This is a genomic window from Pseudomonas sp. 3296 (assembly GCF_031456615.1).
Taxonomy (GTDB): Bacteria; Pseudomonadota; Gammaproteobacteria; order Pseudomonadales; family Pseudomonadaceae; genus Aquipseudomonas; species Aquipseudomonas mucoides.
Map to the genome: position 1 here is coordinate 353,375 of NZ_JAVDUY010000003.1, position 22,285 is coordinate 375,659.

Below are 22,285 nucleotides of genomic sequence, written 5' to 3' on the forward strand. Positions count from 1 at the left end.
ACCGCCATGTACCAACACTTCATCGAAGGCCTGCAGCGCCTCGGGCGCGCATTGATGCTGCCAATCGCAATCCTGCCGATTGCCGGGTTATTGCTTCGCTTGGGCGATACCGATTTGCTGAACATCGCGATCATCCACGACGCCGGCCAAGTGATCTTCGCCAACCTGGCGATGATCTTCGCCATCGGCATCGCGGTCGGTTTCGCCAAGGACAACAACGGCACCGCAGGCCTGGCCGGGGTGATTGGTTACCTGGTGATGATCTCCACCCTCAAGGTGCTGGATGCGAGCATCAACATGGGCATGCTCGCCGGGATCGTCAGCGGCTTGATGGCCGGCGCGCTGTACAACCGCTTCAAGGACATCAAGCTGCCGGAGTACCTGGCGTTCTTCGGCGGCCGGCGCTTTGTGCCGATCGTCACCGGGTTTGCCGCCGTCGGCCTGGGCGTGATCTTCGGGTTGATCTGGCCACCGATCCAGCAAGGCATCAACAGCTTCGGCGCACTGATGATGGAGAGTGGAAGCTTCGGTGCTTTCATCTTCGGCGTGTTCAACCGCCTGCTGATTGTCACCGGCCTGCACCACATCCTCAACAACATGGCGTGGTTTGTCTTCGGCAATTTCACCGACCCGACCACGGGCGCCATGGTCACCGGCGACCTGTCACGCTACTTCGCCGGCGACCCGAAGGGCGGCCAGTTCATGACCGGCATGTTCCCGATGATGATTTTCGGCCTGCCCGCCGCCTGCCTGGCGATGTACCGCAACGCCCTGCCGGAGCGACGCAAGGTCATGGGCGGGATCTTCCTGTCGATGGCCCTGACCTCGTTTCTGACCGGCGTGACCGAGCCCATCGAATTCGCCTTCATGTTCCTCGCGCCGTTTCTGTTTTTGCTGCATGCGCTGTTGACGGGGTTGTCGATGGCCATCAGCAACGCGCTGAACATTCACCTCGGGTTCACCTTCTCTGGCGGCTTTATCGACATGGTTCTCGGCTGGGGCAGATCCACCAACGGCTGGTTGGTGATTCCCGTGGGGCTGGCGTACGCGGTGATCTACTACGGAGTGTTTGATTTCTGTATTCGCCGTTTCAATCTCAAAACGCCGGGGCGTGAAGAGGTGCCAGCGGGCGACAAGGTCGTGATTGCCGAGAATGAGCGGGCCGGTGCTTACATCAAGGCGCTGGGTGGCGCGCACAATCTGATCACGGTGGGCGCCTGCACGACACGGCTGCGCCTGGACATGGTGGATCGCAACAAGGCCAATGATGCCGACTTGAAAGCGCTCGGGGCGATGGCAGTGGTACGTCCGGGGAAAGGCGGGAGTTTGCAGGTGGTGGTCGGGCCGATGGCGGACAGCATTGCCGATGAAATTCGACTGGCGATGCCGGCGCTGGGACGCGCGTTGGTGTCCTCCCCTCCCGCTGTAATCGATGCGCCGAAACCTGCTGCGGTGACCGCTCCGGTAGCGCAGCAATGGCTGAATGCGTTGGGCGGCGGCGAGAACGTCTTACAGATGGACTGCATCGCCATGACCCGGATCCGGTTGTTGCTGGCGGATGGCAAGGCGTTGTCGGAGTGCGATTTGAAGGCGCTGGGGTGTCAGGGTGTCAGCCAACTTGAGGGCGGTGTTTGGCATCTGCTGATTGGCGACAAGGCATCGAGTTTGAGTGATGCGCTGGAGGTGTTGGTGAATCGCAGTGAGGTGAGTGCCAAGGTTTAGATCGTTGGCGCCTGACAGTCAGTCTTCGCGTGCAGGCTCGCTCCCACAATTGGATGGGGTGTATCTGGTGGAGATTGGTCGGCTTTCAGGCCGCCATCGCAGCCAACAAAAAACCCGCTGAACGCAAATTCAGCGGGTTTCTCATTTCAGCAGCCAGGAAGATCAGAAATCCTCCAACCGCCACACCTCATAAGCCGGCGTCTCATAGGGATGGCTCTCTTTCAAAGCCACCACCACCTTCCGTATCAGCTCATCGCTGACCACAAGCTCAACCTTCCATTCCTCAACCTGCTCGACCTGCCCCGCTTCGCCAATGAACGGCTGACTGCCATCCAACGGGCGAAACTGACCTAGGCCGAGCACCTGCCACGCGCAATGATCATAAGCGCCGATCTGTCCGCCACCGGCGGCGAATACGGCACTCTTGACCTGCTCCACATGACTGGCCGGAACAAAAAAGCTCAGTTTGTACACGAGGCTTAGTTAACCCACACGCGTGCGTTACGGAACATACGCATCCAAGGTGCGTCCTCGTTCCAGTCTTCTGAACGCCACGAGTTCTGCACAGCACGGAACACGCGTTCCGGGTGCGGCATCATGATCGTTACGCGACCGTCGCGGCTGGTCAAACCGGTGATCCCGCGCGGCGAGCCGTTCGGGTTGGCCGGGTATTTTTCGGTGACCTTGCCGTGGTTGTCGACGAAACGCATCGCCACGCAACCCGACAGATCCGCTTCCAGCAACGCTTCTTCGCTGGCGAACTCGGCATGGCCTTCACCGTGGGCGATCGCGATTGGCATGCGCGAACCGGCCATGCCCTGCAGGAAGATCGAGTTCGACTCCTGGACCTGAACCATCGCCACGCGCGCTTCGAACTGCTCGGAGCGGTTACGTACGAAGTGCGGCCAGAATTCGCTGCCCGGGATCAGTTCGTGCAGGTTGGACATCATCTGGCAACCGTTGCACACGCCGAGGGTGAAGCTGTCGTTACGTTCGAAGAAGCCCTGGAACGCATCGCGAGCACGGCTGTTGAACAACGCGGACTTGGCCCAGCCTTCGCCGGCCCCGAGGACGTCGCCGTAAGAGAAACCGCCGCAAGCGACCATACCTTTGAACTCGTTCAGGTCGACACGGCCGGCCAGAATGTCGCTCATGTGCACGTCGATCGTGTTGAAACCGGCGCGGTCGAACGCGGCCGCCATTTCCACCTGACCGTTGACGCCCTGCTCACGCAGTACGGCAACCTGTGGGCGAATGCCCTTCTTGATGTAAGGCGCGGCGACGTCCTGGTTGACGTCGTAGCTGAGCTTGACGCTCAGGCCCGGGTTGTCTTCTTCCAGCAGCACCTCGAACTCTTGCTCGGCGCAGTCGGCGTTGTCACGCAGACGCTGGATCTGGTAGCTGGTTTCAGCCCACTGACGTTGCAGCAGACGACGCTGACCTTCGAACACGGTTTCGCCGTTGAAGGTGATGTTGATCTGGCCATTGTTCATCGGCTGACCGATCACCGACACGCAGTCGCCCAGGCCGGCCGCGCTGAACTGCGCGAGGATGTCCGGGGTAGCGTCCTGACGAACCTGGATCACAGCACCCAGTTCTTCGTTGAACAGGATCGCGGCGATGTCGGCGGAAGTTTCTGCCAGGCCATCGAGGTTCAGGCTCAGACCGCAGTGACCGGCAAAGGCCATTTCCACCACGCTGGTCAGCAGACCACCATCGGAACGGTCGTGGTACGCCAGCAGGTGACCGTCGGCATTGAGGCCCTGGATCACCGCGAAGAAGGCCTTGAGGTCTTCGGAATCGTCAACGTCCGGCGCTTGCGAGCCGAGCTTGCCGTGCACCTGGGCCAGGATCGAGGCGCCCATGCGGTTCTGGCCACGACCCAGATCGATCAGGATCAGGTCGGTGGTGCCCTTGTTCATGCGCAGTTCCGGGGTCAGGGTCTGACGGATGTCAGCCACTGGCGCGAAACCGGTCACGATCAGGGACATTGGCGACGTTACTGTCTTGTCGACGCCTTCGTCGCTCCAGCGTGTGGCCATGGACATGGAGTCCTTGCCCACCGGAATGGTGATGCCCAGCTCAGGGCACAGTTCCATACCGACCGCTTTCACGGTGTCGTACAGACGCGCGTCTTCACCCGGATGACCGGCAGCGGACATCCAGTTCGCCGACAGTTTGATGTCGGAGATCTTGTTGATGCGCGAAGCGGCAATGTTGGTCAGGGTTTCGCCGATGGCCATGCGGCCCGACGCAGGAGCGTCCAGCAGTGCCAGCGGAGTGCGCTCGCCCATGGCCATGGCTTCACCGGTGTAGACGTCGAAGCTGGTGGCGGTGACGGCAACGTCGGCCACCGGAACCTGCCACGGGCCGACCATTTGGTCACGGGCCACGAGGCCGGTGATGGTACGGTCGCCGATGGTGATCAGGAAGCTTTTGCTCGCCACGGCCGGGTGATGCAGAACGCGCTCTACGCAGTCTGCAATCTCAAGTGTCGACGGATCGAAATCGTCGCCCAGTTCGTTTTCACGAACGGCCGAACGGTGCATGCGCGGGGCTTTGCCCAGCAGCACTTCGAGTGGCATGTCCACCGGGCTGTTGCCGAAATGGCTGTCGGTGACCGTCAGTTGCGGCTCGGCAGTGGCTTCGCCAACCACGGCGAACGGGCAACGCTCGCGTTCACAGATCGCCTGGAAGCGTTCGAAGTCGGCCGGGCCGACCGCCAGTACGTAGCGTTCCTGGGATTCGTTACTCCAGATTTCGTGCGGGGCCATGCCCGGCTCGTCGTTTGGAATGTTACGCAGTTCGAAGCGGCCACCACGGTTGCCGTCGTTGACCAGTTCCGGGAAGGCGTTGGACAGACCACCCGCGCCGACGTCGTGGATGAAGCTGATCGGGTTTTTGTCACCCAACTGCCAGCAACGGTCGATGACTTCCTGGCAGCGACGTTCCATCTCAGGGTTTTCGCGCTGTACGGAAGCGAAGTCCAGGTCAGCCGAGCTGGTGCCGGTGGCCATGGAGGAAGCCGCGCCGCCGCCCAGACCGATCAACATCGCCGGGCCGCCGAGCACGATCAGCTTGGAGCCAACAGTGATCTCGCCTTTCTGTACGTGTTCGGCACGGATGTTACCCATACCGCCAGCCAGCATGATCGGCTTGTGGTAACCACGAACTTCGTCGCCACGCGGGGTGGTGATCGACTGTTCGAAGGTACGGAAATAACCGGTCAGGGCCGGACGACCGAATTCGTTGTTGAACGCGGCGCCACCCAGTGGGCCTTCGATCATGATGTCCAGCGCGGTGACGATGCGCTCAGGCTTGCCGTACGGCACTTCCCACGGCTGTTCGAAGCCCGGGATTTGCAGGTTGGACACGGTGAAGCCGGTCAGGCCAGCCTTCGGCTTGGCGCCACGGCCGGTCGCGCCTTCGTCACGAATCTCACCGCCACTGCCGGTGGATGCGCCCGGGAACGGGGCAATCGCAGTCGGGTGGTTGTGGGTTTCGACTTTCATCAGGATGTGCACCGGTTCCTGCACCGCGCCGTACTGGCGGGTTTCAGGGTCCGGGAAGAAACGGCCGGCGACGTTGCCGACGATCACCGAGGCGTTGTCCTTATAAGCCGACAGAACGCCTTCGCTGTGCATCACGTAGGTGTTCTTGATCATGCCGAACAGGCTTTTTTCCTGGCTCTGACCGTCGATGTCCCAACTGGCGTTGAAGATCTTGTGACGGCAGTGCTCAGAGTTCGCCTGGGCGAACATCATCAGTTCGATGTCATGCGGGTTGCGCTTCAAGCCGACGAAGGCGGTGACCAGGTAGTCGATTTCGTCTTCGGCCAGGGCCAGGCCCAGCTCGGTGTTGGCTTTTTCCAGCGCGGCGCGACCGCCACCCAGCACGTCGATCGCAGTCAGCGGCTTCGGTTCGGCGTGGCTGAACAGGCCGGCGGCCTGTTCGAGGTTGGCCAGAACGATTTGCGTCATGCGGTCGTGCAGCGTATCGGAGATCAGCTGTGCTTCGGCGTCGCTGAACTGACCGGCCACGTAGAACGCAATGCCGCGTTCCAGGCGCTGGATCTTGCTCAGGCCGCAGTTGCGAGCGATGTCGCTGGCTTTACTGGACCACGGCGAGATGGTGCCGAAACGCGGCAATACCAGGAACAGACGACCGGTCGGCTCTTGTACCGGAACACTTGGGCCGTACTTCAGAAGGCGCGCGAGCACCTGCTGTTCGTCGCCGGTCAGGACGCCGGTCACTTCGGCGAAGTGAGCGAATTCAGCATACAGGCCGCTGACAGCCGGGACCTTCTGGCTCAGTTGCTCAAGGAGTTTGCTGTGGCGAAAGGCAGAAAGGGCAGGAGCGCCGCGCAGGATCAACATCTTCGGGACAGCCTCGGGAGGGGTGTGCTTTGAGGCCGTGCATTCTAGCCTAAACCGCCCGCGACATCACCCGAAACGGTACAGGCGGCTACACCCAAGTGTCGGACCGGGGATCCAGGCCTGAGAATGGCGCTCAAAAAGGGTTATTTTTTCTGTCACAAAATGCGGTTCGGGCCCATTCCTGCGGGCTCCGGAGCGGTTTTCAATTGCCTAGCAGACAAGCCCTTCTCTGTCGAGATATGGCGGCCGTGGTCCTTTGCGTATACTGCGCAGATGTTTTCCCCAACGGCTTTGCGTCCGCGGTACGCCAAATGGCTGATCGCAACCGGACTCTTCCTGATGCTCAGTGGCTGTGTTGATAAACCCAACACGCTGGAGCGCGTAAAGGAGGATGGCGTGCTGCGGGTGGTTACCCGAAACAGCCCCGCCACCTACTTTCAGGATCGTAACGGTGAAACCGGCTTCGAATACGAGCTGGTGAAGCGCTTCGCCGACGATCTGGGGGTGGAACTCAAGATCGAGACCGCCGACAACCTCGACGACTTGTTCAATCAGGTGGGCAAACCTAACGGCCCGGTGCTGGCTGCTGCCGGTCTGGTCAGCAGCGAGCAACGCAAAAAGCAGGTGCGGTTTTCCCACTCCTACCTGGAAGTCACCCCTCAGATCATCTACCGCAACGGCCAGTCACGGCCGACCGACGCGGGCGATCTGGTCGGCAAGAAGATCATGGTGCTCAAGGGCAGCACCCACGCCGAACAGTTGGCAGAGCTGAAAAAGAAATACCCCGGCATTGAATACGAAGAATCCGACGCGGTTGAAGTCGTCGACCTGCTGCGCATGGTCGATGAAGGCCAGATCGACCTGACGCTGGTCGACTCCAACGAAGTTGCGATGAACCAGGTGTACTTCACCAACATACGGGTCGCCTTCGACCTCGGCGACGCCAGTAACCAGAGCTGGGCCGTGGCCGCTGGCGAAGACAACAGCCTGCTCAACGAAATCAACGCCTACCTCGACAAGGTGCAGAAAAACGGCACCCTGCAGCGCCTCAAGGATCGCTATTACGGGCATGTCGACGTCCTCGGCTACATGGGCGCCACCACGTTCGCCCAACATTTGCAGCAGCGACTGCCCAAGTACGAACAGCACTTCAAGGCATATGCCAAGAAGGAACAAGTCGATTGGCGCCTGCTGGCCGCGATTGGTTATCAGGAGTCGCTGTGGCAACCGGCGGTGACGTCCAAGACCGGCGTGCGCGGCCTGATGATGCTGACCCAGAACACCGCACAGGCGATGGGCGTGTCCAACCGCCTCGACCCCAAGCAGAGCATCATGGGCGGAGCCAAGTACCTGGCCTATATGAAGGATCAACTGGACGAGTCGATTCAGGAGCCGGACCGCACCTGGTTTGCCCTGGCGGCTTACAACGTTGGCAGCGGCCACCTGGATGACGCGCGCAAACTGGCGGCGAAGGAAGGGCTGAACCCGGACAAATGGCTGGACGTGAAGAAAATCCTGCCGCGCCTGTCCGAGAAAAAGTGGTACAGCAAGACGCGCTATGGCTACGCCCGAGGCGGCGAGCCGGTGCATTTCGTGGCGAACATCCGTCGTTACTACGACATCCTGACGTGGGTCACGCAACCACAGCTTGAAGGTGACCAGGTGGCCGAAGGCAATCTGCATGTGCCGGGAATCGACAAGTCGAAACCGGCTCAGGAACCTGCGCCGCTCTAACAGCCGCCCCGAAACCAATGTGGGAACAAGCTCGCTCCCACAGGGTTTTGTGTCTGGGTTTTAGACTTTTGCGGCGGCCAGGATCAGCGCTTTCATTTCCGACACCGCCGACTTGAAGCCAACAAACAACGCATGCGCCACCAGCGCGTGGCCAATGTTCAGCTCGTTGATGCCTTTGATCGCCGCGACGGCTTCTACGTTGTGGTAATGCAAACCGTGCCCGGCGTTGACGATCAACCCCTGAGCCAGGCCAAACGCTACACCATCGGCTACGCGCTTGAGCTCTTCAGCCACGTCAGTCGGTGTTTCGGCATCGGCATAACGCCCTGTGTGCAGTTCGATCGCCGGCGCACCCACACGACGGGAAGCCTCAATCTGGCGCTCATCAGCGTCGATAAACAGCGACACTTCGCAACCGATTTTCGACAAGCGATCCACGGAGGCCTTGATCCGCGCTTCCTGCCCCGCTACGTCCAAACCACCTTCAGTGGTCAGTTCCTGACGGGTTTCCGGGACCAGGCAAATGTGCGCCGGGCGAATGTGCTCGGCGAACAGCATCATTTCTTCGGTGACGCCCATTTCGAAGTTCATGCGGGTTTGCAGCACGTCCTTGAGCAGCAGAACGTCGCGTTCCTGGATGTGCCGGCGGTCTTCGCGCAAATGCACGGTGATGCCGTCAGCGCCCGCCTCTTCCGCGTCCAGCGCCGCCTTGACCGGATCCGGATAGCGAGTGCCCCGGGCCTGACGCAGGGTGGCAACGTGGTCGATGTTCACGCCAAGAAGAATGCGATTGCTGGTGGTCACGGAAGCGCTCCTGAATTTAAAGATTCGGCGCACAGCATACGGGGAGACTACGGCTTGCGAAACAGCTCGCGACTGACTAAAGGACGACCGCCCAAATGCACGGCCAATGCCTGGCGCATCAGACGCTTGGCGGCGGACAGAGCGCCGGGCGCGGTCCAGTCGGCATCGGCCATGGCCAACAGCTCGGCGCCATTGAACAAACCGGGTTGCAGCAGATAGACCTGCTCCAGACCCGCATCCACCTGCAAACGGTAGAGACCGTCCGGCGCGATGGGTTCGCCATGGATGTCCATGGTCAGCGCAAAGCCGTAGCCGAGGTCGTCCAGCAGGCGCCATTCGAACGAGCGCAACAAGGGCTCCAGCGGACGACCTTCGGCCAGCGCTAGCAGGGTCGCGGCGTAGTGATCGAATACTCCGGGATGAGGGTCTTCGGAGGGCAATAGACGGATCAACAGTTCGTTGAGGTAGAGGCCGCTGAACAACGCCTCACCGCTGAGCCAGGTTGAGACACCGGCAGCTTCCATCCGCCCGACGTTCTTCAGCTCGCCACGTCCGCGAAACTCGACTTCCAGCGGCACGAACGGCCGCGCCAACGTCCCTGCCTTGCCCCGCGCACTGCGCAACACCGCCCGCAACCGACCTTGCGGCGTGAGGAAGTCGACCAACGCACTGTTTTCGCGGTAGGCGCGGGAGTGGAGGACGTAGGCGGGCTGGGCGGTGGGTTGGGACATGAAGTTCTCAATAACGGAACGCAGTTTTACAAACAGCCCAAAACCAATGTGGGAGCGGGCTTGCCCGCGATGGCGGACATACATTCAACATCTCTGCTGAACATTACATCCTCATCGCGGGAAAGCCCGCTCCCACAGGGTTTCTCTGGTGTATCAGAAACCGAGACTTACAGGTCGCCGTAACCCAGCGAACGCAACGCGCGCTCGTCATCGGACCAGCCGCCTTTCACTTTCACCCAGAGGTTGAGCATGATTTTGGAGTCGAACAGCAGCTCCATGTCCTTGCGCGCCTCGGTGCCGATGCGCTTGATGCGCTCGCCCTTGTCGCCAATGATGATCTTCTTCTGGCCGTCGCGTTCAACGAGGATCAAGGCATGAATGTGCAGGGTTTTGCCCTGCTGCTTGAACTCTTCGATTTCCACGGTGATCTGGTACGGCAGCTCGGCGCCCATCTGGCGCATGATTTTCTCGCGCACCAGTTCGGCGGCGAGGAAGCGGCTGCTGCGATCAGTGATCTGGTCTTCCGGGAAGAAGTGATCGTTTTCTGGCAGGTAACCGGCGATCACACGCTCCAGCGCTTCGAGGTTGTGCCCGTGCTGGGCCGAGATCGGCATGATCTGCGCGTTCGGCAGCTGTTCCTGCAACCAGCTCAGGTGCGGCATCAGCTCGGCTTTGTCTTCGATGCGATCAGTCTTGTTCAGTGCCACGATCAGCGGACCGGTCACGTACTGGACGCGCTCGAGAACCATCTGGTCTTCGTCGGTCCACTTGGTGCGGTCAACCACGAAGATCACCACGTCGACGTCTTTCAACGCCGCCGAAGCGGTCTTGTTCATGTAGCGGTTCAACGCCTTTTCGCCGCCCTTGTGCATGCCCGGGGTGTCGACGTAGATCGCCTGCACGGCACCTTCGGTCTTGATGCCCAGCATGTTGTGGCGGGTGGTTTGCGGCTTGCGCGAGGTGATCGCCAGTTTCTGACCCAGGATATGATTCAGCAGCGTGGACTTGCCCACGTTGGGACGGCCGACGATGGCAACATAGCCACAGCGAGTTGCGTTTGTATCAGTCATTGCCATTCTCCACACCCAGGGCAATAAGTGCTGCGGCGGCCGCTACCTGTTCGGCAATACGACGACTCACACCCTGACCTCGGCTTTTTTCATTCAGTAAGGTGATTTCACATTCGACGAAGAACGTCCGGCAATGCGGCTCACCCTGGATATCCACCACTTCGTAACGTGGCAGCTCACAACCACGCGATTGCAGGAATTCCTGCAGGCGGGTTTTTGGATCTTTGTTGGTGTCGACCAGCGTCAGGCCTTCGAACTCACCAGCCAGCCAGGCCAACACACGCTCGCGCGCCATGTCCATGCCGGCGTCGAGGTAGATCGCGCCAATCAGCGCTTCCAGAGCATCGGCCAGAATCGACTCGCGACGGAAGCCGCCGCTTTTCAGTTCACCGGAGCCCAGGCGCAGGTAGTCGCCCAGATCGAAACCGCGAGCCAGTACGGCCAGCGTCTCACCTTTCACCAGGCGTGCGCGCAAACGCGACAACTGGCCTTCGCGGGCCAGCGGGAAGCGATCGAACAGCGCCTCGCCAGCGACGAAGTTAAGAATGGCATCACCGAGGAACTCCAGGCGTTCGTTGTTACGCCCGGCAAAGCTGCGGTGAGTCAGGGCCAGAACCATCAGTTCCTGGTCCTTGAAGGTGTAGCCGAGCTGACGCTCGAGACGACTTAAGGAGACGCTCACGGTTTACCCACGCTGAGTTCGTGGTTGGATTCCACCGCCATCGCCGTGATACGGCGCAGGCCTGGGACAATTAACGCTGTGTTCAAAAATAACGTCCTGAATATCATTGGCTTCATGCTGCTGGCGCCGATTGTGCCGACTCCAGAAAAGCATTCGGCGCTGTGTTCAACAGCGCCGTGTGTGATTACTTGATCAGGCCAACCCGCGAGAAATTCGGCAGGTGACTGAGTTTGGGTTCCGGCCAGCTCATCCAGACTGCGAAGGCCTTGCCGACGATATTCTTGTCGGGAACCATGCCCAGCAGATCCTTGGGAATGCTTGGATCATCCCAGTAGCGACTGTCGTTGGAGTTGTCGCGGTTGTCGCCCATCATGAAAAAGTGCCCGGCGGGCACGGTCCACGAATGGTCCGGCGTGGCGCGATAGCGGCTCATTTCCTTGCGGATCAAGTGCTCGGCAACGCCGAGTTTTTCCTTGTAGAGCTCAGCGCTGCCCAGCGTGCCCGGCTCGGAGCCTACCAGCTGCTCGGCAATCGACTCGCCGTTGACGAACAGACGCTTGTCGGCGGTGTAGCGAATCGTGTCGCCCGGCAGACCTACTACACGCTTGATGTAGTTGACGTTCGGATCGCTCGGATAACGGAACACCATCACATCGCCGCGCTGCGGATCACCGACTTCGATGACTTTCTTGTCGATCACCGGCAGGCGGATCCCGTAAGAAAACTTGTTCACCAGAATGAAGTCGCCCACGTCCAGAGTCGGTTTCATCGAGCCGGACGGAATCTGGAACGGCTCCACCAGGAACGAACGCAGGACCAGCACGATGAACAACACCGGGAAGAACGACTTGCCGTATTCGACCAGCAGCGGCTCTTTGTTCAGTTTCTCGATCACCATCCCGTCAGGCTGGCTGACGCTGCCCTGATAGGAGGCAATGGCAGCACGCCGACGCGGCGCCAGGAAAACCAGATCGAGCAACGCCAACAGGCCGCAGACAAACACGGCGATGACCAGCAACAGCGGGAAATTTAGTGACATAGGACCTAACTATCCAACCTGAGCACTGCAAGGAAGGCTTCTTGTGGAATTTCCACGTTGCCGACTTGCTTCATGCGTTTTTTACCGGCCTTTTGCTTTTCAAGCAGTTTCTTCTTACGGCTAACGTCACCGCCGTAGCATTTGGCCAATACGTTCTTTCTGAGAGCCTTGACGGAGGTTCGCGCAATGATCTGCCCGCCAATGGCGGCCTGGATCGCGACGTCGAACATCTGGCGCGGAATCAGTTCTTTCATCTTCTCGGTCAACTGGCGACCTTTGTAGTGCGCGTTATCCTTGTGCACGATCAGCGCCAGAGCGTCGACCTTGTCACCGTTGATCAGCACATCCAGTTTCACCAGACTAGCCGATTGATAACGATCGAAATGATAATCCAGCGACGCATAACCCCGGCTGGTCGACTTCAGACGGTCGAAGAAGTCCAGGACCACTTCGTTCATCGGCAAATCGTAGGTCACCTGGACCTGGGAACCGAGGAACAACATGTCGTGTTGCACGCCACGTTTTTCGATGCACAGGGTAATGACGTTGCCCAGGTGCTCTTGCGGCACAAGAATATTGGCCCGCACGATCGGCTCACGCATGTCTTCGATCGAGGACAGGTCCGGAAGCTTCGACGGGTTATCGACGTAAATCGTTTCACCGGTTTTCAGCAACAGTTCGAAAATTACCGTCGGCGCCGTGGTGATCAGGTCCAGGTTGTACTCGCGCTCCAGGCGCTCCTGGATGATTTCCATGTGCAGCATGCCGAGGAACCCGCAACGGAAGCCGAAGCCCAGAGCGTCGGAGCTTTCCGGGGTGTACTGCAGGGACGAGTCGTTGAGCGTGAGCTTTTGCAGGGCTTCACGGAAATCTTCGAAGTCGTCGGAGCTGACCGGGAACAGACCGGCGTAAACCTGCGGCTGAATGCGTTTGAAACCTGGCAGCACGTCGACGTCTGGCGTCGAGCTCAAGGTCAGGGTGTCACCCACTGGCGCACCGTGAATGTCCTTGATGCTGGCGATGATGAAGCCTACTTCACCGGCCTTCAGGTCAACCGTCGGGGTGTGTTTCGGGTTGAAGACACCGACGCTGTCCACCAGGTGGATCTTGCCGGTGGATTTGACCAGGATCTTGTCGCCCTTCTTCACACGACCGTGACGCACGCGCACCAGGGAAACAACGCCCAGGTAGTTGTCGAACCAGGAGTCGATGATCAACGCTTGCAGCGGATCTTCGTAGTTGCCGGTCGGTGCAGGAATGGTCGCGACCAGGCGCTCGAGCACTTCGTCGACGCCCAGACCGGTCTTGGCCGAGCACTCGACCGCATCGGTAGCATCGATACCGATGATTTTTTCGATTTCTTCTTTGACGCGGTCCGGATCGGCCTGTGGCAGGTCGATCTTGTTCAGGACCGGCATGACTTCCAGGCCCTGCTCGATCGCCGTGTAGCAGTTGGCAACCGACTGCGCTTCAACGCCCTGACCGGCATCGACCACCAGCAACGCACCTTCACAGGCCGCCAGCGACCGGCTGACTTCATAGGTGAAGTCAACGTGGCCGGGGGTGTCAATGAAGTTCAGCTGGTACTTGATGCCATCGCGAGCGGTGTAATAAAGGGTGACGCTGTGGGCCTTGATGGTGATCCCGCGTTCACGCTCCAGGTCCATGGAGTCCAGTACCTGGGCTTCCATTTCGCGCTCGGCAAGGCCGCCGCACATCTGGATGAATCGATCAGCCAGCGTCGACTTGCCATGGTCAATGTGGGCGATGATGGAGAAATTGCGGATATGACTCAAATCACTCACGGATCAACACTCAAAAAGGCTGCAGGCATAGCCCGCCGAAAAATAGCCGGGAATTGTACCTGATCCACGGCGCAAGCGTCACGTTCGCAGGTCAGACGGCACGTACAAAAACGCCCCGGTCTTGCGACAGGGGCGTTTCAGATGGCGACGGGGTCAGGAAAAACCCCCGATCAACCGGCCCGGCGCAGCAGCCAGACGCCCGCCAGGGCACAGACACCGGCCGGAATCAGCACCGCAAACAGCGGCGAGAAACCGAACACCAGGCTCGAAGGCCCCAGCAAATCCTGGACGATACGGAAGGTGAAGCCCACCAGAACGCCGGTAAACACACGCTGACCGAGGGTCACAGAACGCAAAGGACCAAAGATGAAGGAAATCGCCATCAGTACCAGCGCCGCCGTCACCAGTGGCTGCAAGACCTTGACCCAAAACGCCAGCCAGTAGCGGCCATTGCTCAGGCCCTGATCCGCCAGATAGTGGATGTAACCCCACAATCCGCTGATCGACAGCGACTCGGGCGCCATCACCACGGTGTCCAGTAACTGCGGGCTCAGGGCAATATCCCAGCGCTCGACGGGGGTGGTGACCACTTCGGTGCTCTTGTCATGGAACACCGTGGTCGTGACGTCGCTGAGCTGCCAGTGATCCTTGTCGAACTCGGCACGCTTGGCGAAGCTTGACGACAGCATGTGCCGCTCCTTATCGAAGCGATAGCGGGTCACACCGTAAAGAATACCGTTAGGCTGCACCGAGTTGACGTGGATGAACTCATCACCCTGGCGGTGCCACAAGCCATGTTTGGCGCTTTGCGCATCGCCACTGCCCTGGGCCAGCGAGCGGTTGGCTTGTGCCGTGACTTCGGTGGCTGGCGCCACGTACTCGCCGACCAGCACGCCCACGACCATCAGGATCAGCATCGGCTTCATGACCGCCCAGACGATACGACCGATCGACACACCCGCAGCGCGCATGATGGTCAGCTCACTGTTGCTGGCCAGACTGCCCAGGCCAATCAGGCACCCGATCAGTGCCGCCATTGGCAACATGTCGTAAAGACGGCGCGGCGCCGTCAGCAAGACGTAACTGCAAGCATCCATCAGCGTATAGGTATCGCTGACTTCGCTCATCTCGTCGATGAAGGCAAACAGTGTCGCCAGGCCGAGAATGATCCCCAGTACCGCCAGGATGGCCATGAATACGCTGCTACCGATGTAGCGATCGAGCTTAACCACGAGCCACCTCCAGCGCGCTGCGGCGACTCGCCATCTTCAGGCGCAACGGCTCCCAGTAAAGCAACCCGAGACCAATGATCAGAAACACCCCGTGAACCCACCATAACCCCAGGGCCGGCGGGATCTTGCCCTTATCGAGGGCGCCACGGGCGGCAATCAGGATGGTCAAGTAAGCCATATAAAGAAGAATCGCCGGCAGCAGCTTGAGGAAACGGCCCTGGCGCGGGTTGACCCGCGACAACGGCACCGCCATTAGCGTCACGATGAACACCAGCAACGGCAAGGACAGACGCCATTGCAACTCGGCGCGCAAGCGAGTGTCCTCGGTCCCCATCAAGGAACGAGTGCTCATCGCATCACGGTCGGTCACTTCGTCACTGACGTCCGGCTTTGGCAGCAATACCCCGTACTCGTCGTACTTGATCGCACGATAGTCGGCCTGCCCCGGATTACCGTCGTAGCGATAACCGTTGTCGAGAATCAGGTAGCGGTTGCCGTCCGGGCGGATTTCCTGGCGGCCCTTCTCAGCTACCAGCACGGAAATCCCGCGATCCTTCTGGTCAGAGTTGGTGTTCTTTTGCGAAATGAACACACCTGCCAGATTGACGCGATCATCGGTCAACTGTTCGGTGTAGGTCACCCGGGTCCCGTCACGCAACGCCTGGAAGCGACCCGGCTCGAGGGTATCGAACTCGGTCAGCGCATCCTGTTTATTCAGCAGCAGCTGGAACTGATTGGCACCTTGTGGCGCCAGGCTCAGGCTCAGCCAGGCCACGATCAATGCCACCAGCGTGGCCGGAAACAGGGTAATGACAAACAGTCGCTGCTGGCTCATGCCGGTGGCCGACAGCACGGTCATTTCGCTTTCGAGGTACAGACGACCGTACGCCAGCAGGATCCCGAGAAACAGGCCCAGCGGCAGGATCAGCTGCAGGAAGCCCGGCAGGCGGAAGCCCATGATCAGGAACAGCGAGCCCGGATCCAGCAGGCCCGAGGCCGCCTGGGCGAGGTACTTGATGAAGCGACCGCTCATGATGATGACCAGCAGCACAGCGCTGACAGCGCTCAAGGTCAACAGGACTTCGCGGGACAGATAACGGAAGACAATCAAACCAGACACTCCAGGGTTGTCAGGCTAAGGCGGCCAAACAAGCAAACGTATCAGACAGCCTGCAGGGCAGAGCCGCCGAAAAAGATGGCGCATTATCCTGTGAATGAGTGCCCCTGTCACTGCGCATGCTCAAGCTGGCGTTCAATGCGTTGAAGATCGTACAACCGAGGGTTGTCAGGCGCAGGGAGCGAGGTTCAAACTGCGGCCTTTGTCGCGGGCCGTGACCCGCGTCTTACCATCTATATAAGCAAGCGTCTGTGCGTCGCCGTTTTGCCCACGCACGTTGACCATTATTCAGGGACCCGGACATGGAACTGGTTGTAAAAAGCGTTAGCCCAGAAACGTTGAAGACCGCCACGCTGGTCGTCGCCGTCGGCGAAGGCCGAAAGCTCGGCGCCGCGGCCAAACAGCTGGACGAACTGAGTGGTGGTGCGATCAGCGCTGTGCTCAAGCGCGGCGACCTCGCCGGCAAAGTCGGCCAGAGCCTGTTGCTGCACAGCCTGCCGAACCTCAAGGCTGACCGCGTGCTGCTGGTTGGCGTGGGCAAGGACGAAGAGCTGGGCGACCGCCCGTTCCGCAAAATCATTGCCGGCGTACTCAACACCCTGAAAGGCCTGGGCGGCACCGACGCCGTGCTGGCGCTGGACGAAATCGTGGTCAAGGGCCGCGACAGCTACGGCAAGACCCGCCTGCTGGCTGAAACGCTGGTGGACGGCGAATACACCTTCGACCAGTTCAAGAGCCAGAAAGCCGAACCTCGCGCCCTGAAGAAAGTCACCCTGCTGACCATCAAGGCTGCGCAGGCTGAAGTCGAGCGCGCCGTGGCTCACGCCACCGCCATCGCCAACGGCATGGCCTTCACCCGTAACCTGGGCAACCTGCCGCCGAACATCTGCCACCCGACGTTCCTCGGCGAGCAGGCCAAGAACCTCGGCAAAGAATTCAAAACCCTGAAAGTAGAAGTTCTTGATGAAAAGAAAATCAAGGAACTGGGAATGGGTTCGTTCTACGCCGTGGGCCAGGGCAGCGCCCAGCCTCCGCGCTTGATCGTCATGCAATACAACGGCGGCAAGAAATCCGAGAAGCCGTATGCCTTGGTTGGCAAAGGCATCACCTTTGACACCGGCGGCATCAGCCTGAAGCCAGGCGCCGGCATGGATGAAATGAAGTACGACATGGGCGGCGCCGCCAGCGTGTTCGGCACCCTGCGTGCCGCGCTTGAACTGAAACTGCCGATCAACCTGGTGTGCATCCTGGCGTGCGCCGAGAACATGCCGAGCGGTAACGCTTCGCGTCCGGGCGACATCGTCACCACCATGAGCGGCCAGACCGTGGAAATCCTCAACACCGACGCCGAAGGCCGTCTGGTGCTGTGCGATGCCCTGACCTACTCCGAACGCTTCAAGCCGCAAGCCGTGATCGACATCGCGACCCTGACCGGTGCCTGCGTCGTGGCCCTGGGCGCCCACACTTCGGGCCTGCTGGGTAATAACGACGAACTGATCGGCCAACTGCTGAGCGCCGGCCAGACCGCTGACGACCGCGCCTGGCAGTTGCCGCTGTTCGATGAGTACCAGGAGCAGCTGGACAGCCCGTTCGCCGACATCGCCAACATTGGCGGGCCGAAAGCCGGGACCATCACCGCTGCTTGCTTCCTGTCGCGCTTCACCAAGAACCTGAACTGGGCGCACCTGGACATCGCCGGCACCGCATGGACCAGCGGCGGCAAGGACAAGGGCGCCACTGGCCGTCCGGTTCCATTGCTGACCCAATACCTGCTGGACCGCGCCAAAGCCTGAAACCGATGAACCGGGGTGGCGTTGCCTTCGGGCAGCGCCGTGCCTGGCTCAGGAACCGCAATGACCAAAGTCGACTTCTATATCCTGCCCAGCGCCGATCCTTCGGCACGGCTGGATTTCGCCTGCAAGCTCACCGAAAAAGCCTGGCGCATGGGCCACCGTATTTACCTGCATTGCAGCGACGCTAGCCAGCGCGACGACCTTGATGCGCGCCTTTGGGCGTTCAAGGGCGAAAGCTTCGTGCCTCATGGGCCCGCCGACAGTGAACCGGACGGTTTGATTGTGCTGGGACTGGGTGAAGACTGCGGTCAGCACCAGGATCTGCTGGTCAATCTCGACCTGAAAGTGCCGGTATTCGCCAACAAATTCGCCCGCGTGGCGGAAGTGGTGGTGGAAGATCCGACGATTCGTGCGGCTGCGCGGGAGAGTTTCCGTTTCTACCGCGAACAGGGCTATCCTCTGCAAGACCACCGTTTACAGCGACTCTGAGCATTCCGATGGACACTCCGAAACCGCAGCAAAAGTCCGCGCACCTGCTGGACGACCTCGAGTCGATCCGCCAATTGCTCGGCGATGACAACCTGCAACCTCCACTGCTGACCGACACGGTCATCGACGATGATCAGGAACAGATTCCCATGTTGTTCGAGTCTGTCGGCAATGCGCCGCAGCCGGTCGAACCAACACCACCGCCCGCCCCTGCCGCGCAATCCGCGCCGAACACCAGCAAAGGCCCCGACGCCCTGCTGCACCTGGACGGCGAACTGCGCGCTGCGGCGATGTTGATCATGCAAGACGTGATCGACGACTTCGCCCCGCATATTGAAACCGAAATCAAACGCCGCCTTGATGCACGGATGGAACGGCTTCTCAGTCAATACGAATAACCAGAATTACCCCCAATCCCTGTGGGATCGAGCTTGCTCGCGATGAGACCATCACATTCAACATCCATGTTGACTGACCGACCGCCATCGCGAGCAAGCTCGATCCCACAGCAGATCAGCGCTGGATTTGACTGCGCCCTGTCCGCACCTGCTCGCCCTGCGCCCCATGCCCCGCTATACTTGCCGGCTTTTCCTGAATAAATGCCAATAGGGTCCCGCCGCGCATGGATAAGACCTACCAGCCGCACGCCATTGAAACTTCCTGGTACAACACTTGGGAGTCTGAGAATTACTTCGCCCCGCAAGGCGCGGGCGAGTCCTACACCATCATGATCCCGCCGCCGAACGTCACCGGCAGCCTGCACATGGGTCACGGCTTCAACAACGCGATCATGGACGCCCTGATACGTTTCCGCCGCATGCAGGGTCGCAACACCCTGTGGCAGCCGGGCACCGACCACGCCGGTATCGCCACGCAGATGCTGGTGGAGCGTCAACTCGAAGCCAAAGGCCAGAGCCGCCACGACCTGGGTCGCGAGAAGTTTCTCGAGAAGATCTGGGAATGGAAGGATGAATCCGGCGGCAACATCAGCCGTCAGATCCGTCGCCTCGGCTCGTCCGTCGACTGGAGCCGCGAGCGCTTCACCATGGATGACGGCCTCTCGGAATCAGTGAAAGAAGCCTTCGTGCGCCTGCATGAAGACGGCCTGATCTACCGCGGCAAGCGTCTGGTCAACTGGGACACCAAGTTGCACACGGCGATTTCCGACCTCGAAGTGGAAAACCACGACGAGAAAGGTTTCCTGTGGAACCTCAAGTACCCGCTGGCCGATGGCGTCAAAACCGCGGAAGGCAATGATTACCTGATCGTCGCGACCACTCGCCCGGAAACCATGCTCGGCGACGCCGCCGTCGCGGTAAACCCGAACGATGAACGTTACAAAGCCCTGATCGGCAAATTTGTCGAGCTGCCGCTGGTCGGCCGCCGCATCCCGATCATCGCCGACGATTACTGCGACCCTGAATTCGGCACCGGTTGCGTGAAAATCACCCCGGCCCACGATTTCAACGACTATGAAGTCGGCAAGCGTCACAACCTGCCGCTGCTGAACATCTTCGACAAGAACGCAGCCGTACTGCCAGCCTGTCAGGTGTTCAACCTCGACGGCACGCTGAACGAAAGCATCGACGGCAAGATCCCGGCCGAATACGCCGGCCTCGACCGCTTTGAAGCCCGCAAGCAAATCGTTGCTGCATTCGACGCCGCCGGCCTGCTGGTCAGCGTCAATGATCACGCCCTGAAAGTGCCGAAAGGCGACCGCTCCGGCACGATTATCGAGCCATGGCTGACCGACCAGTGGTACGTGTCGACCAAGCCGTTGGCCGAGCCAGCGATTGCAGCCGTTGAAGATGGCCGCATCCAGTTCGTGCCCAAGCAATACGAAAACATGTACTTCTCGTGGATGCGCGACATCCAGGATTGGTGCATCAGCCGTCAGTTGTGGTGGGGCCACCGGATTCCGGCCTGGTACGACGAGTCGGGCAAAGTCTACGTCGGTCGCGACGAAGCCGAAGTACGCGCCAAGAACAACCTCGGTCCGGACATTGCACTGCAACAGGATAACGACGTTCTCGACACCTGGTTCAGTTCGGGCCTGTGGACCTTCTCCACGCTCGGCTGGCCTGAGCAGACCGAATTCCTGAAGAAATTCCACTCCACCGACGTATTGGTGACCGGTTTCGACATCATTTTCTTCTGGGTTGCCCGGATGATCATGCTGACCATGCATTTGGTGAAGAACGAAGACGGCACGCCGCAGGTTCCGTTCAAGACCGTTTATGTGCACGGCCTGGTGCGTGATGGCCAAGGCCAGAAGATGTCCAAGTCCAAGGGCAACGTCCTGGACCCGCTGGACATCATCGACGGTATCGAACTGGAAGAGCTGGTGCAGAAACGCACCTCCGGCCTGATGCAGCCGAAACTGGCGAAGAAGATCGAGAAGCAGACCCGCGACGAGTTCGCCGACGGTATCGCCAGTTACGGCACCGACGCCCTGCGTTTCACCTTCTGCTCGCTGGCGTCCACCGGCCGTGACATCAAGTTCGACATGGGCCGAGTTGAAGGCTATCGCAACTTCTGCAACAAGATCTGGAACGCCGCGCGTTATGTTCTGGACAAGGGCGAAGACTGCGGCCAGAACGGCGAAGCCTACGAACTGTCCCTGGCGGATCGCTGGATCATCTCGCAGCTGCAACGCACTGAAGCTGAAGTGACCCGTCAACTCGACCAGTTCCGTTTCGACCTGGCGGCACAAGCCCTGTACGAGTTCATCTGGAACCAGTATTGCGACTGGTACCTGGAACTGTCCAAGCCTGTGCTGTGGGACGAAAACGCCCCGCTCGAGCGTCAGCGCGGCACCCGCCGTACACTGGTTCGCGTCCTGGAAGTGGCGTTGCGTCTGGCGCACCCGTTCATGCCGTTCATCACCGAAGAAATCTGGCAGCGCATCGCGCCGCTGGCCGGTATTCAGGGCAAGACGATCATGCTGCAACCTTGGCCAGTGGCCAATGAAGAGCGCATCGATCCGGCGGCCGAGAACGATATCGAATGGCTCAAGGAACTGATGCTCGGCACGCGTAACATCCGTGGCGAAATGAACATTGGTCCTGGCAAGCCGCTGCCGATCTACCTGAAGAACGTCAGTGCCGAAGATCAGCGCCGTCTCACCGAGAACGAAGCACTGCTGAAGAAGCTGGCTCGTCTTGAATCGATCACTGTGCTGGCTGCCGGCGAAGAAGCACCGCTGTCCGCCACCGCACTGGTGGGCGAGATGGAAGTGCTGGTGCCGATGGCTGGCCTGATCGACAAGGACGCCGAACTGGCGCGCCTGGACAAGGAAATCCTGCGCTTGCAGGGAGAAGTCCAACGCGTGGGCGGAAAACTGTCCAACGCCGGTTTCGTCGACAAGGCTCCGGCTGAAGTCATCGAGAAAGAGCGCGCCAAACTGGCTGAAGCCGAACAGGCTTTGGGCAAGCTGGCCGAGCAGCATGCGCGAATTGCCAGTCTGTAACGGCATATCGCAATGAAAGAGGGAGGCCCATGCGGCCTCCTTTTTTATGGCCCCCATATTCCCCTGTGGGAGCGAGTTTGCTCGCGATAAGGTCATTACATTCAACATTGAGTCGGCAGCTATACCGCCATCGCGAGCAAGCTCGCCCACAGGAGAATGTGGTGTTTGTCACAATTGGGTTCACAACGGCTGGATGTGGGACAATACCCGCCACTTTTAGCC

At 60.0% G+C, this 22,285-nt stretch carries 16 protein-coding genes; 6 read left to right on the top strand and 10 right to left on the bottom strand.

Annotated elements, in window-relative coordinates; translation table 11 throughout:
• The first annotated feature begins 6 nt into the window (after positions 1 to 6).
• Complete coding sequence (gene nagE / locus J2X66_RS09975) at positions 7 to 1,722, top strand: N-acetylglucosamine-specific PTS transporter subunit IIBC (RefSeq protein ID WP_310263642.1); 1,716 nt, start codon at positions 7 to 9, stop codon at positions 1,720 to 1,722.
• A gap of 162 nt (positions 1,723 to 1,884) precedes the next feature.
• Here the strand turns inward: nagE and J2X66_RS09980 are convergent, their stop codons facing one another.
• Both J2X66_RS09980 and purL read right to left on the bottom strand, forming a co-directional pair.
• Complete coding sequence (locus J2X66_RS09980) at positions 1,885 to 2,196, bottom strand: YqfO family protein (protein WP_310263644.1); 312 nt, start codon at positions 2,194 to 2,196, stop codon at positions 1,885 to 1,887.
• A gap of 5 nt (positions 2,197 to 2,201) precedes the next feature.
• Positions 2,202 to 6,098: a phosphoribosylformylglycinamidine synthase gene (gene purL, locus J2X66_RS09985; protein WP_310263647.1), complete on the bottom strand. Its 3,897-nt coding sequence runs from the start codon at positions 6,096 to 6,098 to the stop codon at positions 2,202 to 2,204.
• A gap of 273 nt (positions 6,099 to 6,371) precedes the next feature.
• On the opposite strand from purL, the gene mltF reads away from it, so the two are divergent.
• Positions 6,372 to 7,832: a membrane-bound lytic murein transglycosylase MltF gene (gene mltF / locus J2X66_RS09990; protein ID WP_310263650.1), complete on the top strand. Its 1,461-nt coding sequence runs from the start codon at positions 6,372 to 6,374 to the stop codon at positions 7,830 to 7,832.
• 60 nt (positions 7,833 to 7,892) lie between these two features.
• Here mltF and pdxJ read toward each other — a convergent pair whose 3' ends face one another.
• The 8 genes from pdxJ to lptF form a co-directional block, all read right to left on the bottom strand.
• A complete protein-coding gene (pdxJ, locus tag J2X66_RS09995) occupies positions 7,893 to 8,636 on the bottom strand; it encodes a pyridoxine 5'-phosphate synthase (protein ID WP_310263652.1) in 744 nt (247 codons plus the stop codon).
• Positions 8,637 to 8,683: 47 nt separating this feature from the next.
• Entirely contained in the window at positions 8,684 to 9,367 is a 684-nt protein-coding gene (gene recO, locus J2X66_RS10000) for a DNA repair protein RecO (protein WP_310263654.1), read from the bottom strand.
• 167 nt (positions 9,368 to 9,534) lie between these two features.
• Positions 9,535 to 10,437: a GTPase Era gene (gene era, locus J2X66_RS10005; RefSeq protein ID WP_027924886.1), complete on the bottom strand. Its 903-nt coding sequence runs from the start codon at positions 10,435 to 10,437 to the stop codon at positions 9,535 to 9,537.
• A complete protein-coding gene (gene rnc, locus J2X66_RS10010; protein WP_027924885.1) occupies positions 10,430 to 11,119 on the bottom strand; it encodes a ribonuclease III in 690 nt (229 codons plus the stop codon). The genes era and rnc overlap by 8 nt, the downstream gene beginning before the upstream one ends.
• Before the next feature lie 184 nt (positions 11,120 to 11,303).
• Positions 11,304 to 12,158, bottom strand: a complete 855-nt coding sequence (gene lepB / locus J2X66_RS10015; RefSeq protein ID WP_310263658.1) for a signal peptidase I — start codon at positions 12,156 to 12,158, stop codon at positions 11,304 to 11,306.
• Positions 12,159 to 12,163: 5 nt separating this feature from the next.
• Positions 12,164 to 13,963, bottom strand: coding sequence for a translation elongation factor 4 (lepA, locus tag J2X66_RS10020; RefSeq protein WP_027924883.1), 1,800 nt, complete (start codon positions 13,961 to 13,963; stop codon positions 12,164 to 12,166).
• A 170-nt stretch (positions 13,964 to 14,133) separates the two neighbouring features.
• Complete coding sequence (gene lptG / locus J2X66_RS10025) at positions 14,134 to 15,195, bottom strand: LPS export ABC transporter permease LptG (RefSeq protein ID WP_310263660.1); 1,062 nt, start codon at positions 15,193 to 15,195, stop codon at positions 14,134 to 14,136.
• Entirely contained in the window at positions 15,188 to 16,306 is a 1,119-nt protein-coding gene (lptF, locus tag J2X66_RS10030; protein WP_027924881.1) for an LPS export ABC transporter permease LptF, read from the bottom strand. The genes lptG and lptF overlap by 8 nt, the downstream gene beginning before the upstream one ends.
• 308 nt (positions 16,307 to 16,614) lie before the next feature.
• Here lptF and J2X66_RS10035 point away from each other — a divergent pair, with 308 nt between their 5' ends.
• From J2X66_RS10035 to J2X66_RS10050, 4 genes are all read left to right on the top strand, one after another.
• Positions 16,615 to 18,105 (top strand): leucyl aminopeptidase, encoded by a 1,491-nt coding sequence (locus tag J2X66_RS10035; protein ID WP_310263664.1) that lies wholly within the window; start codon positions 16,615 to 16,617, stop codon positions 18,103 to 18,105.
• Between the two features lie 60 nt (positions 18,106 to 18,165).
• Positions 18,166 to 18,594: a DNA polymerase III subunit chi gene (locus J2X66_RS10040; protein ID WP_310263666.1), complete on the top strand. Its 429-nt coding sequence runs from the start codon at positions 18,166 to 18,168 to the stop codon at positions 18,592 to 18,594.
• An 8-nt stretch (positions 18,595 to 18,602) separates the two neighbouring features.
• Positions 18,603 to 18,992, top strand: a complete 390-nt coding sequence (locus J2X66_RS10045) for a DNA polymerase III subunit chi (protein ID WP_310263668.1) — start codon at positions 18,603 to 18,605, stop codon at positions 18,990 to 18,992.
• Positions 18,993 to 19,216: 224 nt separating this feature from the next.
• Positions 19,217 to 22,063 (top strand): valine--tRNA ligase, encoded by a 2,847-nt coding sequence (locus J2X66_RS10050; protein WP_310263671.1) that lies wholly within the window; start codon positions 19,217 to 19,219, stop codon positions 22,061 to 22,063.
• Positions 22,064 to 22,285 lie beyond the last annotated feature (222 nt).

Excerpts from the sequence above, each read along its gene's own strand:
- nagE (WP_310263642.1), top strand. The coding sequence starts at position 7 with ATGTACCAACACTTCATCGAAGGCCTGCAGCGCCTCGGGCGCGCATTG.
- lepB (WP_310263658.1), bottom strand. The coding sequence starts at position 12,158 with ATGTCACTAAATTTCCCGCTGTTGCTGGTCATCGCCGTGTTTGTCTGC.
- J2X66_RS10040 (WP_310263666.1), top strand. The coding sequence starts at position 18,166 with ATGACCAAAGTCGACTTCTATATCCTGCCCAGCGCCGATCCTTCGGCA.
- era (WP_027924886.1), bottom strand. The coding sequence starts at position 10,437 with ATGACTGATACAAACGCAACTCGCTGTGGCTATGTTGCCATCGTCGGC.
- J2X66_RS10045 (WP_310263668.1), top strand. The coding sequence starts at position 18,603 with ATGGACACTCCGAAACCGCAGCAAAAGTCCGCGCACCTGCTGGACGAC.
- recO (WP_310263654.1), bottom strand. The coding sequence starts at position 9,367 with ATGTCCCAACCCACCGCCCAGCCCGCCTACGTCCTCCACTCCCGCGCC.
- J2X66_RS10050 (WP_310263671.1), top strand. The coding sequence starts at position 19,217 with ATGGATAAGACCTACCAGCCGCACGCCATTGAAACTTCCTGGTACAAC.
- J2X66_RS10035 (WP_310263664.1), top strand. The coding sequence starts at position 16,615 with ATGGAACTGGTTGTAAAAAGCGTTAGCCCAGAAACGTTGAAGACCGCC.
- mltF (WP_310263650.1), top strand. The coding sequence starts at position 6,372 with ATGTTTTCCCCAACGGCTTTGCGTCCGCGGTACGCCAAATGGCTGATC.
- purL (WP_310263647.1), bottom strand. The coding sequence starts at position 6,098 with ATGTTGATCCTGCGCGGCGCTCCTGCCCTTTCTGCCTTTCGCCACAGC.